We start from the raw sequence: 14,609 nt of genomic DNA, 5'->3' as shown, positions 1-14,609 counted from the left end.
AATGTTCCTTTATACTATATAAAAATATGGATGAAATACTAAAAAGATGAGGGACAGGGGATCCCTCACCTTTTTCTATATATTAGGGGTACTTCACTTGGAACTCAAGGGTACTCAAATCATGAATGTACTTTTAACTTTTTAAACTCTTCTGTTAAAAGAGGTAAAACTTCGAATAAGTCACCAACAATACCATAGTCAGCTACTTTGAAAATACTTGCTTCTGGATCTTTATTAATTGCAACGATTATTTTTGAGTTAGACATACCAGCTAAATGCTGAATCGCACCAGAAATACCGCATGCAATGTATAGATCTGGCGTAACGACTTTACCCGTTTGACCAATTTGTAATGAGTAATCGCAATACTCAGCGTCACAAGCACCACGAGATGCTCCAACAGCGCCGCCTAGTACATCAGCTAACTCTTTTAATGGCTTAAATCCATCTTCACTCTTCACACCACGTCCGCCAGCAATAATAACTTTCGCTTCTGAAAGATCAACGCCTTCTGCAGTTTTACGGACAACATCTTGAATAATTGTACGTAAATCTTTCACATCTACTGTAATAGAAGACACGTCACCTGTGCGAGACTCGTCTTTTTCAAGAGTTGCAATGTTATTTGGACGCACTGTCGCAAATAAGATACCATCTGTTACAATCTTCTTCTCAAACGCTTTACCAGAGTAAATCGGGCGAGTGAAGATAACATTTCCACCTTCAACTTCTAAAGCAGTTACGTCAGAAATTAGACCAGCTTCAAGCTTCGCTGCTAATTTTGGTGATAAATCTTTACCAAGTGCTGTATGTCCAAATACGATACCTTCTGGCTTTTCTTCAGCATATACAGCTAAAAACGCTTGTGCGTAACCATCAGATGTATATGATTTTAATTTATCATTTTCAACTGTCACAACGCGATCTGCACCGTAATGAATCAATTCATTTGCAAAAGAGGCAACGCTGTCTCCAACTAGAAGACCTACCACTTCACCGCCTTCTGCAATTGTTTTTGCTGCTGCTACCGCTTCAAACGAAACGTTACGTAGCGATCCGTCACGAACTTCACCCATTACTAATACTTTACGAGCCATAGATTTTCCCTCCTGCATATATAATTTCGTATTTTATTAGATTACTTTCGCTTCTGTATGGAGCAACGATACAAGTTCTTTTACTTGATCTTGCAGCTCGCCTTGTAACACTTTTCCTGCATCTTTCTTAGGAGGCAAATAGATTTCAATTGTTTTTGTCTTTGCTTCCACATCATCTTCTTCTAAATCTAAATCATCTAATTCTACTTCTTCCAGTGGCTTTTTCTTCGCTTTCATAATACCTGGAAGCGATGGATAACGCGGTTCGTTTAAACCTTGTTGTGCTGTTACTAAAACTGGTAATGACGTTTCAATAACTTCTGTATCACCTTCAACGTCACGCTCAATCTTCACGTTTGTACCATCAATCTCAAGTTTTGTAATTGTCGTTACGTACGGAATATTTAGCGCTTCAGCTACGCGTGGACCAACTTGTCCAGATGCACCGTCAATCGCAACGTTTCCGCCTAAAATTAAATCTGCATCTTTATCTTTTAAATATTCAGCAAGTACTTTTGCTGTTGTAAACTGATCGCCATTTTCAACATCATCTTCAATATTAATTAATACCGCTTTATCACAGCCCATCGCTAATGCTGTACGAAGTTCTTTCTCACTATCTTCGCCACCAACTGTTACGACAGTAACTTCTCCACCTTGTGCGTCTCTTACTTGAATTGCTTCTTCAATCGCATATTCATCGTAAGGGTTGATGATGAATTCCGCTTCGCCATCGTAAATTGCACCGTTTTTAATTACGATTTTTTCTTCTGTATCAAATGTTCGTTTCATGAGTACGTAGATGTTCATTCCATTTACCCCCTTATTTTTTCAGAAAGATTCTATCAATTTTAAAATTCTGTTAATTTATATTAAAAAAATAATTGAACTACCTACCACTAAACGAAGGCTTACGTTTTTCTAAAAACGCTGCTACACCTTCTCTTCCATCTTCACTCGTAAATACTTCACCGAAGATTTGAGCTTCGCGCTGTACACCTTCGTAATAATGAGACGATTTTGTCGTTTGCAATAACTCTAACACAGCACGAGTTGTTGCTAGACTTTTTCCAGCAATTTGTTTTGCAACTTTAAGTGTATCGTCTAAAAGTGTTTCTTCAGAGAACACTCCGTTAACAAGTCCCCATTTTAATGCTTCTGCACCAGTAATTGGTGTACTCGTTAACATCATTTCACAAGCTTTCGCTTTCCCAACATAACGTGGTAAGCGCTGTGTACCTGCAAAACCAGGAATTAATCCAAGTGTTAATTCAGGTAAACCAAGTTTTGCACTTTCAGTTACAAAGCGCATGTGGCAAGACATAGCAAACTCAAGGCCGCCGCCAAGTGCCGCTCCATGAATTGCCGCGATAACTGGTTTTGAACATTTTTCAACACGCTCAAATGTAACTTGTCCAAGCTGTGCTAATTCTGTCGCTTGCTTCGCTTCAGTAACAGATGTAAATTCTTTAATATCTGCTCCAGCTGAGAAGAAGCGCCCTTCACCGTGAATAACAACAACACGAATGTTATCATCCTTCTCCACTTGATCAATTAACTCAGTAACGTCATGCATAACTTGTGAAGACATCGCATTCGCTGGCCCGTGATTTAACGTCGCCACCGCAATATGGTCTTCAACTCTTACAGATAGGAATTTCAACATGATCCCTCCCATTATTGACGATAACCACAAGCCGCAATAAGTAGCCCATGTACCGTTTTTGAAAGTGCGACCAGATCATACTTATGATCGCTCATTACCCAATTGGTCACAACTTCATCTACTGTTCCAAAGATCATTTGTCTTGCCACACGAACATTTAAGTCCGCCTGAAACTCACCTTGCTTTATACCTGTCTCTAAAATTTCATCCATAACTTGTAAGTAGCCTTTTAATACTTCATTTATTTTAAGGCGCAAGTCTTGATTGGACTGTCTTAGCTCTAATTGCGTAACGATAGCAAGAGGATCATTTTGTGATAACAGCAAGAAGTGCGTTTCTACCAACATGAATAACTTCGCTACAGCGCTTTCAATTCCTGCTGTTTTTTGACGAATTGTTTCAACAAATTCTCCCATCTTCTCTTGGAATAAGGATATTAATATATCTTCTTTATTTTTAAAATATAAATAAATCGTGCCATCAGCTACCCCAGCTTGCTTTGCAATTTTAGAAACTTGCGCTTGATGGTATCCATTCTCTGCAATCACAATGACTGCCGCATCAATAATTTGATTGTATTTCGGTCTATTTTTCTTCACTTTACTGTCCCCTTCAAGAAGATGACTGAATGAATAGTCATTCATATTCTTATAATACTGACTATTTAGAAAAGTGTCAATCCTATTTTTTCAAAAAGAAAGGGCCTTAGCCCGTTTGCTCATCCTCATTCTTTCTCTTCTCTTCATCTATTAGGACGCGGCGCAAAATTTTCCCTACTGTCGTTTTCGGCAATTCATCTCTAAACTCGTATACTTTCGGTACTTTATAAGCCGCTAAATATTTACGTGCAAACTGATCTAATTCCTCTTCAGAACATTCAGCGCCTTCTTTCAAAACAACAAATGCTTTTACAGTTTCCCCTCTGTACGGATCAGGAACACCGATCGTCACTACTTCTTGCACCTTTTCGTGTTCATATAACACTTCTTCTACCTCACGAGGATATACGTTAAAACCGCTAGCAACAATCATATCTTTCTTACGATCTTTCACATAGAAAAAGCCATCCTCATCCATGTATCCTACATCACCTGTATGAAGCCAGCCATCTTGCAATACAGCCGCCGTTTCTTCTGGCTTATTCCAATACCCTTTCATAATTTGCGGGCCTTTAACAACTATTTCACCGATTTCACCTGGAGGTAATGCCTCTCCTGTTTCAAGTGACATGATGATTGACTCCGTATCTGGCCACGGTACCCCAATACTTCCTGGCACACGTTTTTCCCACAAGAAATTCCCATGTGTAACGGGTGATGACTCCGTTAATCCATAACCTTCTACCAGTTTACCACCTGTAACGCTCTCAAACTCCTCCTGTACTTCTACAGGAAGCGGTGCAGAGCCACTAATACAAGCCTGAATAGAAGAAATATCATATTCTTTTAAAAGAGGGCTATTTAATAGAGCAATATAAATGGTCGGCGCTCCTGGAAATAGTGTAACTTTATGTTTTTTAATTGCTTCAAAAACCATTTTCATATCAAACTTCGGAATAAGCACCATTTTATACCCTTGCATAATACTTAAATTCATTACAGCTGTCATTCCGTATACATGAAAAAACGGAAGGACACCAAGGATCACTTCTTCTCCCTCTTTACAATTATATAACCAATGTGCTCCCATTAAAGTGTTCGAAACGAGGTTTTTATGCGTCAGCATAACCCCTTTTGGAAATCCTGTCGTTCCCCCCGTATACTGCAAAAGAGCTAGATCATTTTCAGGATCACAGGGAACCTCAACATCAGCAGTACTTTCCCTTTCTACTGATTTCCATAGATGAATCGTTTCGCTTTCCGACACATTCACAACAAGATTCGCCTGCTTTTTTTGTACAAATGGATAAAGTAAATTTTTAGGGAATGGTAAGAAATCTGCAATACGAGTTACGATAATGTGCTCCAGCTTTGTGGCATTTTGAACATTAGTAACTCTCGGAAACACTAAATCAAGGCAAAGAATGACTTTTGCCCCAGAGTCATGAAGTTGGTACTCAAGCTCTCTTTCTGTATAAAGAGGATTCGTTTGTACGACAATCCCCCCGGCAAGCAAAGTACCATAATAACCGATTACAGATTGCGGACAATTCGGCAACATAATTGCAACTCTATCTCCCTTTTCAACACCAAGAATTTGCAGATAATTCGCAAACTTCTTTACCTTGTCATGGAAATCTGAAAATGTAACATCTTTACCTAAAAAATGAAGCGCTTTCTTTTCTGGATAACGAGAAGCTATTTTCTCTAAATATCCATGAAGTGGCTGAATATCATAAGAAATAGTACTAGGAATTTCCTCTGGATAACTTTTTAACCAAGGTTTTTCCACCTTCATTCCCCCTTCAAATATATAAAAAATAAATGAATGTTCATTCATGATAGTTGTTTTCATTATATTATAGTCATAACAACGTTACAATCATAATATTCTGACTTTTATATAACTATGCCTTACCTCATTAACTTCTTATTATATGTACAAACTCTCTTACTCTTAAAAGAGTAAGAGAGTTATTATTTAACTTAGTCTTATAATTGTTAATACCGCTCCTGGAGTAGTCGTTGATAACGTCGCAACAGCTAACAAGCCAAATAATTGCAAACTAATTGCACTCCCCGCCGCAAGAGTCGTAATAATTGTTGCACTAAACGATGTGGTTGCTACTGCAGGGGAATTGATCGTCCCAGCAAGCGGTGCACCATTAATTGTAATTCGCGAACTGACTAATAATGAAGCCGTTATATTAATCGAATATGAAATATAATAATTCCCTGCATTTGCAGCCGTAAATACTGTGTTCCCCCCAGACACTGTAATACCTGGACCGATATTCTGATTGTTTGGAAGCGGGACATTTGTTCCACCAAGTAGTACCGATATTGCTGTACCCGACGTATTATTTGCAAATGCGTATGTTGCCGTTATACTTGTGCCGGTTGCTCCTGTTGGGCCTGTATCACCGGTTGCCCCCGTTGGACCTGTTATTCCTGTCGCTCCTGTTGGACCTGTTGCTCCCGTTGCTCCTGTTGGACCTGTTGCTCCCGTTGCTCCTGTTGAACCTGTCGCTCCTGTTGGACCTGTTGCTCCTGTTGAACCTGTCGCTCCTGTTGGACCCGTTGCTCCTGTTATTCCTGTCGCTCCTGTTATTCCTGTCGCTCCTGTTGAACCGGTTGCCCCCGTTGGACCTGTTGCTCCTGTTATTCCTGTCGCTCCTGTTGCTCCCGTTGCTCCTGTTGAACCTGTTACTCCCGTCGGACCCGTTGCTCCTGTTGGGCCTGTATCACCGGTTGCTCCCGTCGGACCCGTTGCTCCTGTTGAACCTGTCGCTCCTGTTGGACCTGTTGCTCCTGTTATTCCTGTCGCTCCTGTTATTCCTGTCGCTCCTGTTGGACCTGTTGCTCCCGTCGAACCCGTTGCTCCTGTTGAACCTGTTGCTCCTGTTGAACCTGTTGGACCTGTTGGACCTGTTGGACCAAGCTTAGGTACTGTCCCATCGCAACTAAAACAACATGAATCAACATGTACACCATTTTGATTATTACACCCACAATATCCATTTGTATTATTGAGCCATGAAGACATGTTGATCCCTTCCTTCAAATTCAATCTTTTCAGTACAAACAACGAATTATAAAACAACTATCCAATAATAAAGAAATACTTTATTCCGTACATTCTAATAATTATTACATGCGACACCCTTCCCTTTTGCTTGTACATTCGCCTTCCTGCTTAAACGAAATTCCTTTTCTGCATTTTCATATACATATAGATTTCAACCTCACATATTGAAATCTGTATAATTCGTTATTTTTCGTCAAAATTTTAAAAATATATTGACACTTAAAATATCATCATAGTATGATTTGGATGTTGTAATTGATAACGATTTTCAATATCGTACATTGCAAATTAAATAATTTATTTGGGGGCAGAAGATGAAGAAAATTCTCAGTATTTTCATAGTAATTCTTCTATTCGCTGTTGGATGCGGACAGCAAAAAGAGGAGAAAAAGGAAACAAAAGCGGACAATAAAAATCAAGCTATAACAATTAAACACGCTGAAGGGGAAACGAAGTTAAATAAACCAGCGAAAAAAGTTGTTGTACTTGAGTGGGTATATTCAGAAGACTTATTAGCACTTGGTGTTCAGCCAGTAGGGATGGCAGACATTAAGAATTATAATAAATGGGTAAATACAAAAACAAAACCGAGTAAAGATGTTGTAGATGTAGGGACACGTCAACAACCAAACTTAGAAGAAATTAGCCGTCTAAAACCAGATTTAATTATCACAGCATCATTCCGTGGTAAAGCAATTAAAAACGAATTAGAGCAAATTGCTCCTACAGTTATGTTCGATCCATCAACTAGCAACAACGATCACTTTGCTGAAATGACAGAAACATTTAAACAAATTGCAAAAGCTGTTGGAAAAGAAGAAGAAGGTAAAAAAGTATTAGCTGATATGGATAAAACATTTGCTGATGCAAAAGCAAAAATTGACAAAGCAGGCTTAAAAGATAAAAACATCGCAATGGCACAAGCATTTACTGCTAAAAACGTGCCAACATTCCGCATCTTAACTGACAATTCTACAGCTTTACAAGTTACAAAAAAATTAGGTTTAACAAACACTTTTGAAGCGGGTAAATCAGAGGCAGATGGTTTCAAACAAACAACTGTAGAATCATTACAAAGTGTACAAGATTCAAACTTCATTTACATTGTAGCGGATGAAGATAACATTTTTGACACTCAACTAAAAGGCAATCCTGCTTGGGAAGAATTAAAGTTCAAAAAAGAAAACAAAATGTATAAATTAAAAGGCGACACTTGGATTTTCGGTGGTCCTGAGTCTGCAAAATCTTTAGCAACACAAGTAGCAGATGTAATGACAGCGAAGAAGTGATTACACGATGAATAGCTTACAACATACACTTCGAGCAAGTCTTGTATTCGGAGGAGGAGCAGCTCTCTTGCTCCTCCTTTTCTTTATTCATATCGGACAAGGTCAAGCAAATATTTCCTATAGTATGATTATCGATGCTCTTATCTCACCGAACCAATCACTAGAGCACCAAACTTTAATCATGCTTCGATTACCTAGAGCCGTAATTGCTATTTTAGCTGGAGGTGCTCTTGCTGCATCTGGGGTCATTTTGCAAACATTAACAAAAAACCCACTTGCTGAATCAAGTACAATGGGAATTCACTCTGGCGCATATTTCTTTCTAGTAGCGGCTACAATTTTCTTACCGAAAGGTCTGCAAATTAACTCACTTCTTTTCACATTTATCGGTGGTGCTATTACTGCTTTATTTGTATACCGTATTTCTGGTGGGAAAAAGGGAACCCCACTTAGAATGGCACTAGCTGGGATGGTCGTTACATTAATGCTTTCTGCTTTTACTGGAACGATGCAGCTTTTCTATGAAAATGAAACGGCTGGTTTATTTTTATGGGGAGCTGGCTCTCTTATCCAAAATAACTGGGATGGCGTTCAATTTGCTTTTCCATTTATCATTATTTCTTTCCTAGTTTTACTATTTATGTCTCGTAAACTCAACATCCTCTTACTTGGTGACGATGTTGCTGTTTCTCTTGGTGAAAAAACAGCAGTAACACGTCTTATCGCCTTCATTGCTGCAATCTTTTTAACAGCAGTAATTGTCACTGTCGTTGGACCGATTGGGTTTGTTGGCTTAGTTGCACCACACTTAATGCGCCTTATTGGTTACCGGCAACACTTTACTCTTCTTCTTTCCTCATTCTTATGGGGAGCAGTATTATTACTGGGGGCAGATGTCGTCGGTAGATTAATAGATCCAACTGGTGCAGAACTTCCTGTTGGAGCAGTCACAGCAATGATTGGGTCACCTTGGCTTATTTATTTAGTGTATCGTATGATGAAGTCGAAACAATATATGAATGATAACGGTGCGAATGCAGCTGGAGCTAGTTCCCGCTATTACTCTTATAAAAAGGTAATCATCATATCTATCACGCTTTGTATTGTGACGATTGCTCTTGGTGTTACAATCGGTAGTAATGCTTATATCGAAAGCATTACAAATGTTATAACAGGGCAATTAACGCAATTTGATAAAAATATGATGATGAACCTTCGTTTACCAAGAATGCTCGTTGCCGCTATTGCTGGCGCATGCCTTGCAATAAGTGGGCTTGTCTTCCAAGGAATATTACGAAACCCACTTGCCGACCCTTCGATTATTGGTATTTCGTCTGGAGCAGGTGTCGGTGCTTTAACTATTATGTATGTTTTCCCTGCACTTCCAGGTTTCTTCCTACCAATTGGTGCATTTATCGGCGGACTACTTGCAGTTGGAATTGTCCTCTTCTTCTCATGGAAAGCAGGATTTAGTCCAACAGCTCTTGCTTTAATAGGGATTGGTATTTCGGCTCTCGGCTCAGCAGTTATTCAAATCTTTATCGTTAGAGCGAATTTGAATGTTGCTGCTGCTTTAACATGGCTATCAGGCAGTACGTATGCAAGAGGATGGAATCACTTAGAAAATATCATTCTATATCCATCACTTATTCTTATACCAATTATCTTTTTCTTAATGAAACAACTTGATGTCCTTGTACTTGGAGACGATTTAGCAACTGGACTCGGACAGCCTGTAAATAAAACGCGTCTTGCTCTAATTGTACTAGCGACACTTCTTGCATCTATAAATATCGCGGCTGTCGGTACAATCGCCTTTTTAGGCCTTGTCGCTCCTCACTTAGCAAGAATTGTTGTTGGTATGAATCATCAAAGATTATTCGTTTGTTCCGCTCTGTTTGGAGCAATCCTTCTTTCTGTTGCTGACTTACTTGGACGTACAATCGCATATCCGAAAGAAATTCCCTCTGGCCTTGTCGTTGCTGTACTTGGGGCACCTTATTTCTTATGGTTGATGAGGAAGAGTGGGGAGAATGTTAATTAAAAGACGGCTTCATATATATGAAGCCGTCTTTTCCTATTATGGCATAAAATTAATATAAGCTTTGTACAGAATATATATAACAAGTGCATACAGGATTATATTGAATACACTTCGTTTTAAAGTTAACTTTCTCTTTAATTTCTTATCCTGTAATTTTAGTTCTATTCCATTTGCTACTTTCAGTCTACCTACTATTTGAAATAACTCTCTGTAATCATCAGCATTTCCCAATAATACGTACTCCTTATCATTTTTATACTTTATATGTAGAAATTCACTCCCACCTTTACGGTCTAATATTGTTCTCATAGAAGCTATTTCATTTAATACACATACTTTTATATCAACTTCATTATAATAACGATCCACAAAAAATACATACAACCGTTTATTTGTAACGATTAGCACATTATTAATACCGAAGTTCATCGCAAGAACGCCTACCCCTAATGTCATGGCTGTGCCTGTCTGCCAATTTTTCACACGAGAATTTTCGACAAGCATACTATATAAAATCTCTTCGCTTCCCTGTAACTCTTCTTGTACAACCTCATAACAACGTTTCATTAAAATTGTTTTTGTTACAACTTCTTTTGTACGATTTATTTTCTTTTTATCTATTTTCTCATCATTTCTATAATCATCTACAAAATTATCGCTATACTGCAAGTTATTTAATTCCTGAAGTAACTTTTCTTTATTCATTTCTTTCCCCCCCCAACAGCTTCTTCAATTTCTTTCTCCCTCTTGAAAGCCTGCTATATACCGTATCTCGTGTCATACCGAATTCAAGCGCTATTTCTTGTACGCTATATTCATCTAAATACCTTTTTATAAAAATTTCCTTATCTTCTTCATTCAATTCTTTAATTAAAACGTAAAAATTATAATCTCGCTCTTCTTTTGTTAAATTGACATTTTTTCTATCTTCATATATTTCTTGCTGAAGCTCTTGTAATTGATAAGCCTTATTACTTTTTCGTTTATAATCAATAGCTTTAAACTTAGCGACAGATATAAGCCAGTTTCTAAACTTCCCACGATTTTCATCATAACTACTAATGTTGTACCAAACGATTAATAAAATATCGTCAACACATTCGTCCACTAATACCTTGCTCTGTGCCGTATCTAAAACACTATGAACCACCTTATAAATTAAATCCCCATATCGATCAATTGCTGTATGTAATGCTAACATGTCTTGTTTTCGAAGACCTTCTACTATTTCTATATCCTTCACCCTTATCACCACTCTTTATCCCATTCTTTATTCATTATATATACGAATGAACACATTCGTTTCCTGACACTTTTACAAATATTTTCTAATTATTTTCATATTGTAGCAAATACTTAATTAATTATTTCTTGTGGAACAGGGATTATATTATCTCTCACGAATTTAATCTATGAACAAAAATAGGAGGGATAACAATGTACCAAACAATTGAAGGCTTCTTTCAATCATGGACATACGAAGCAGAGTCTACTCAGAAAATGCTTAATTCATTAACCGATGCATCTTTATCACAAGAAATTGCGCCTGGGCATTGGACATTAGGAAGAGTTGCTTGGCATATCGTAACGGCAATTCCTGTTATACTATCTGGCACAGGCCTAAAGTTTGAAGGAGAAACGAAAGATTATCCTGTTCCAACTTCTGCAAAAAAAATTGCAAATGAATACCATAAAGTGAATGCAGCTTTCGTTGAAGCACTTCAAAGCGAATGGAATGATAAAGATTTAGCAACTATTAATGATTTCTTTGGTCGTCCTATGCCGAATTCTATATTTTTAATGACACTTATTAATCATCAAAATCACCACCGCGGACAAATGACGGTTTTAATGAGGCAAGCTGGCTTAACAGTTCCTGGCGTATATGGTCCTGCAAAAGAAGAATGGGCTGCCGCTGGAATGGAAGTTCCTAAAATGTAAAAACAAAAAAAGACAAGGTGTTTACACATCTTGTCTTTTTCTGTAACTTGTTTCATGTGAAACTATTTTTTCTAAATGGTTGTTTTATGGAAAAGATAGATTAAAATGAATACATATTACGAAGAGGAGTAACCAAATTGAATACAAAAAATAAAAAAATAGCTATGGGAACTATTTTACTAACTTCTATTATTGGAGTGATTAGTGTATCTCTTTATTTCACCTATTATGGTACCCCTTGGGGAAAACAAGCAGCAATTACGGAATCAAAAGAATATATTACAAAATATTTTAATCTAGATGCAGAAGTCAAAAACACTTCTTACGATGCTAAAATGAATAGCTATGCAATCGCCTTTGAAACAAGTCGAGACGGAGAGTTTACTATCGAATATAAAAGTCCTAATAACTTTAACATTTCTCCAGGAGTTCAAGCGTATTTAAGCAAACACTCCAAATTTACAGAGTAGTAACGATGCATACATATACAAAAAAGAGTTGGTTTAACACCAACTCTTTTTTTATTTATTCTTGTCAGACTGTTATATCTTCCTTCTCTATATTTTTAATTCCGTAATATGCAATTGCAACTCCAATTGTTGCCAATGCTAGTTGAAGGGGAAGAAAAGTCGCTACAGAAAACGTAGTGCTATTCATTGCAATTGATACAACGATAAGGGATGAAACAATTGTAGTTGGCACTGAACGTTTACGCATTCCGAAATATAGTGGGATTAAACTTATTCCCGCAGTTGCAACGGCTAAAGGAACAAGGTTTATCCCTTCTTGCTTCAATTGATCTATTGTGAATGAATTAGGAAGAATTGAAAAATAGCTATCTATCCCAAAGAAAACTCCTACTACTAAAATGTTAGATACAATAACTGTTATAAATGTTAATATTGCTGTAATAACCAACTTACTAATCATCATTTTCTTCCGATTAATAGGATAAGAAAACATAAGTAGTATTGTTTTGTTTTTATATTCACCAATTATTAACCTTGCGATTAACACACTACCAAAAATAATAAATGTTGCTCTTACTAATGTACTAGCCATTAACAAAACCATCTGTGGATCTCTCATTTCTGGATCTCCTTCTATTTGAGAAACGATGCTCGTAAAAATCAGTAATGCCAGTATAGCGATATTTGCAATAATCGCTCTCCTTACATACCATCCAAGCTTAAACTTCTTCATTTCTAGCTTCATAAGACGTAGCATAATAGTCCTCCTTTCATTTATATTTTAATCGATATAAATTACCCCTGTCTTACTTAAAATCTCCACTTTGTTTTTTGCATCACCAATGGTTCCTACTTTTATTTTTTCTGTACTTTTATCTTTCTTAAATCCTTTTAAATCCACTATTACGTCAGCCGAATTACTTTTAGCCATAAGCTTCAATGATGCCGGGACACCTTTATACCGTACGCCAATATCCCCTGATTTTGTTTCTACAAATAATGATTTTCCTTCTGTCATATCTTTCAGTAATACTTCCCCAGATGTTGAAGTAATGTTCATATTTTCGTTTTTTACATTTTTTACATAATTATCACCAGTAGTGGAAGTTATATTTACTTCTTGTAATGAACTATCTTTTAACATTAAATCCCCGCTTTCGGATGTAAATTCACCCTTCTCTGCCGATAGTCCTGTAATCATTCCATCTCCAGATTTGCCTCTTGTCACGATGCTTTTTACTACTATATCGTTTATTTTCACATCACCCGATTTATTATTTAATACAATTTTATCTATTTCTTTCTTCGGAATAGCTATAGATATACTATTTTTCTTCCGAAACGTAAAACCATAAAAAAATCTGTTCACCTTTTGTTTTTGCTTAATCACAAGTTTATTTTCATCATTTTCTATTTTGACGGGATCTATCTCTTTATCTGCTTGTTCACCTTGAGCGGAAATTACTATTTTATTAGCGTCTGTACTTTTAAATTCAAGATTCCAGTTTTCAATGTCTACTTCTATTGCTTTTATATTATTTATCTCAAAAGACTTTTCTTTCTTAAAATCTTTCCCCTGAAATACCTTAATACCAAAAACTACACTAGCAATTGTAATGAATAATATTGCAATTACTATTATTTTTTTCACCATTCATACCCCAGTTCGTTTTTTGTTTTAAGCTTGCTTCACGCCACATCGATCTTGTCGATTTTACGAAACGATAGATAACTAATGAAAATCCCTAATAAACAGAGCACGATTGGGATAGCTATAAAATCAAACATACTTACTTGACCGTTTCCAGGACCAAAGTTACCACTAATCAGCATACCAATTATTACTGCCGAAGTAATCGTTGTCGGTGTCGATTTCTTTCTCATTCCAAAAAACAAAGGAATTAAACTTATACCAGATATCATAAATGCACTTATAATAGTACCTGGAACGATAGCTATTATTTCACCTATCGTAGCAGGTGTTTCAATCAGTCCCATCATTGGACTCACAAAATATACGAGCAAACTAATAATGAAAGTCGCGATAATGGTACTCACAAAACAAAAACAAAAAACAATTGTTAATTTCGCACTCATTAGCATTTTCCTTTGAAGCGGATACATAAATGATAGTTGTATCGTTTTATTCTTATACTCATCAATTACTAAACGTGATAAAATGACCGAACTAAAAATAATGAATGTTATCCTAATAAAAATATTTACTAAAGCCATATTCTGTGTGAAGTCAGAGAAGAGCATGTCTTCCTCGGCTTTCATTCCCAATGCCATAAGGCTTACTGCAGCGAAAATTGCTATAATACAAATTGCTACACTTTTAAAGTAACTAGATAATTTATGTTTCTTCCATTCGAGCTTCATTAATTTAAACATATAAATTACGCCTCCATTCTT

Annotated in this window: 15 protein-coding genes; 4 read left to right on the top strand and 11 right to left on the bottom strand. The window is 36.8% G+C overall.

Translation table 11 applies throughout. The features are described from left to right. Nucleotides 1-119: 119 nt before the first annotated feature. The 6 genes from etfA to ACS2MN_RS17695 all read right to left on the bottom strand — a co-directional run bounded on the left by etfA (nucleotide 120) and on the right by ACS2MN_RS17695 (nucleotide 6,408). Complete coding sequence (etfA, locus tag ACS2MN_RS17720) at nucleotides 120-1,097, bottom strand: electron transfer flavoprotein subunit alpha (protein WP_000101960.1); 978 nt, start codon at nucleotides 1,095-1,097, stop codon at nucleotides 120-122. Nucleotides 1,098-1,133: 36 nt separating this feature from the next. After that, nucleotides 1,134-1,907, bottom strand: a complete 774-nt coding sequence (gene etfB / locus ACS2MN_RS17715; RefSeq protein WP_001029031.1) for an electron transfer flavoprotein subunit beta — start codon at nucleotides 1,905-1,907, stop codon at nucleotides 1,134-1,136. A 79-nt stretch (nucleotides 1,908-1,986) separates the two neighbouring features. Continuing rightward, nucleotides 1,987-2,763, bottom strand: coding sequence for an enoyl-CoA hydratase (locus tag ACS2MN_RS17710; RefSeq protein ID WP_000911298.1), 777 nt, complete (start codon nucleotides 2,761-2,763; stop codon nucleotides 1,987-1,989). A gap of 11 nt (nucleotides 2,764-2,774) precedes the next feature. Then, complete coding sequence (locus tag ACS2MN_RS17705) at nucleotides 2,775-3,362, bottom strand: TetR/AcrR family transcriptional regulator (protein ID WP_000742218.1); 588 nt, start codon at nucleotides 3,360-3,362, stop codon at nucleotides 2,775-2,777. 106 nt (nucleotides 3,363-3,468) lie between these two features. Further along, nucleotides 3,469-5,154 (bottom strand): long-chain-fatty-acid--CoA ligase, encoded by a 1,686-nt coding sequence (locus ACS2MN_RS17700; protein WP_142285937.1) that lies wholly within the window; start codon nucleotides 5,152-5,154, stop codon nucleotides 3,469-3,471. A gap of 189 nt (nucleotides 5,155-5,343) precedes the next feature. Then, nucleotides 5,344-6,408, bottom strand: a complete 1,065-nt coding sequence (locus tag ACS2MN_RS17695; RefSeq protein WP_438894733.1) for a BclA C-terminal domain-containing protein — start codon at nucleotides 6,406-6,408, stop codon at nucleotides 5,344-5,346. 356 nt (nucleotides 6,409-6,764) lie between these two features. On the opposite strand from ACS2MN_RS17695, the gene ACS2MN_RS17690 reads away from it, so the two are divergent. After that, entirely contained in the window at nucleotides 6,765-7,739 is a 975-nt protein-coding gene (locus ACS2MN_RS17690) for an ABC transporter substrate-binding protein (RefSeq protein ID WP_000722816.1), read from the top strand. Between the two features lie 7 nt (nucleotides 7,740-7,746). Further along, nucleotides 7,747-9,783, top strand: a complete 2,037-nt coding sequence (gene fhuB, locus ACS2MN_RS17685) for a Fe(3+)-hydroxamate ABC transporter permease FhuB (RefSeq protein ID WP_001087101.1) — start codon at nucleotides 7,747-7,749, stop codon at nucleotides 9,781-9,783. 36 nt (nucleotides 9,784-9,819) lie between these two features. Here the strand turns inward: fhuB and ACS2MN_RS17680 are convergent, their stop codons facing one another. Continuing rightward, a complete protein-coding gene (locus ACS2MN_RS17680) occupies nucleotides 9,820-10,488 on the bottom strand; it encodes a septation ring formation regulator EzrA (protein WP_087951200.1) in 669 nt (222 codons plus the stop codon). Next, nucleotides 10,481-11,035 carry a sigma-70 family RNA polymerase sigma factor gene (locus tag ACS2MN_RS17675; RefSeq protein ID WP_033658427.1) on the bottom strand — a complete coding sequence of 185 codons (555 nt, stop codon included), beginning with the start codon at nucleotides 11,033-11,035 and terminating at the stop codon, nucleotides 10,481-10,483. The genes ACS2MN_RS17680 and ACS2MN_RS17675 overlap by 8 nt, the downstream gene beginning before the upstream one ends. A gap of 185 nt (nucleotides 11,036-11,220) precedes the next feature. Here ACS2MN_RS17675 and ACS2MN_RS17670 point away from each other — a divergent pair, with 185 nt between their 5' ends. Then, on the top strand, nucleotides 11,221-11,724 hold the full coding sequence (locus tag ACS2MN_RS17670; protein ID WP_000284958.1) for a DinB family protein: 504 nt from the start codon (nucleotides 11,221-11,223) through the stop codon (nucleotides 11,722-11,724). Nucleotides 11,725-11,861: 137 nt separating this feature from the next. Beyond that, nucleotides 11,862-12,194, top strand: coding sequence for a YfjL-like protein (locus tag ACS2MN_RS17665; RefSeq protein WP_001093294.1), 333 nt, complete (start codon nucleotides 11,862-11,864; stop codon nucleotides 12,192-12,194). Nucleotides 12,195-12,258: 64 nt separating this feature from the next. Here the strand turns inward: ACS2MN_RS17665 and ACS2MN_RS17660 are convergent, their stop codons facing one another. From ACS2MN_RS17660 to ACS2MN_RS17650, 3 genes are read right to left on the bottom strand one after another with little or no spacing between them, the layout of a single operon-like run. After that, complete coding sequence (locus tag ACS2MN_RS17660) at nucleotides 12,259-12,951, bottom strand: ABC transporter permease (RefSeq protein WP_000945205.1); 693 nt, start codon at nucleotides 12,949-12,951, stop codon at nucleotides 12,259-12,261. 24 nt (nucleotides 12,952-12,975) lie between these two features. After that, a complete protein-coding gene (locus ACS2MN_RS17655; protein WP_000239296.1) occupies nucleotides 12,976-13,848 on the bottom strand; it encodes a DUF4097 family beta strand repeat-containing protein in 873 nt (290 codons plus the stop codon). A gap of 35 nt (nucleotides 13,849-13,883) precedes the next feature. Next, nucleotides 13,884-14,588, bottom strand: a complete 705-nt coding sequence (locus tag ACS2MN_RS17650) for an ABC transporter permease (RefSeq protein ID WP_000475542.1) — start codon at nucleotides 14,586-14,588, stop codon at nucleotides 13,884-13,886. Nucleotides 14,589-14,609: the final 21 nt, after the last annotated feature.

Origin of the sequence: Bacillus cereus group sp. BceL062 (assembly GCF_051780025.1) — a bacterium.
GTDB lineage: Bacteria > Bacillota > Bacilli > Bacillales > Bacillaceae_G > Bacillus_A > Bacillus_A toyonensis.
Note: the sequence above shows the minus strand (reverse complement) of the source record. Positions and strands in the feature narration are given on the sequence as shown.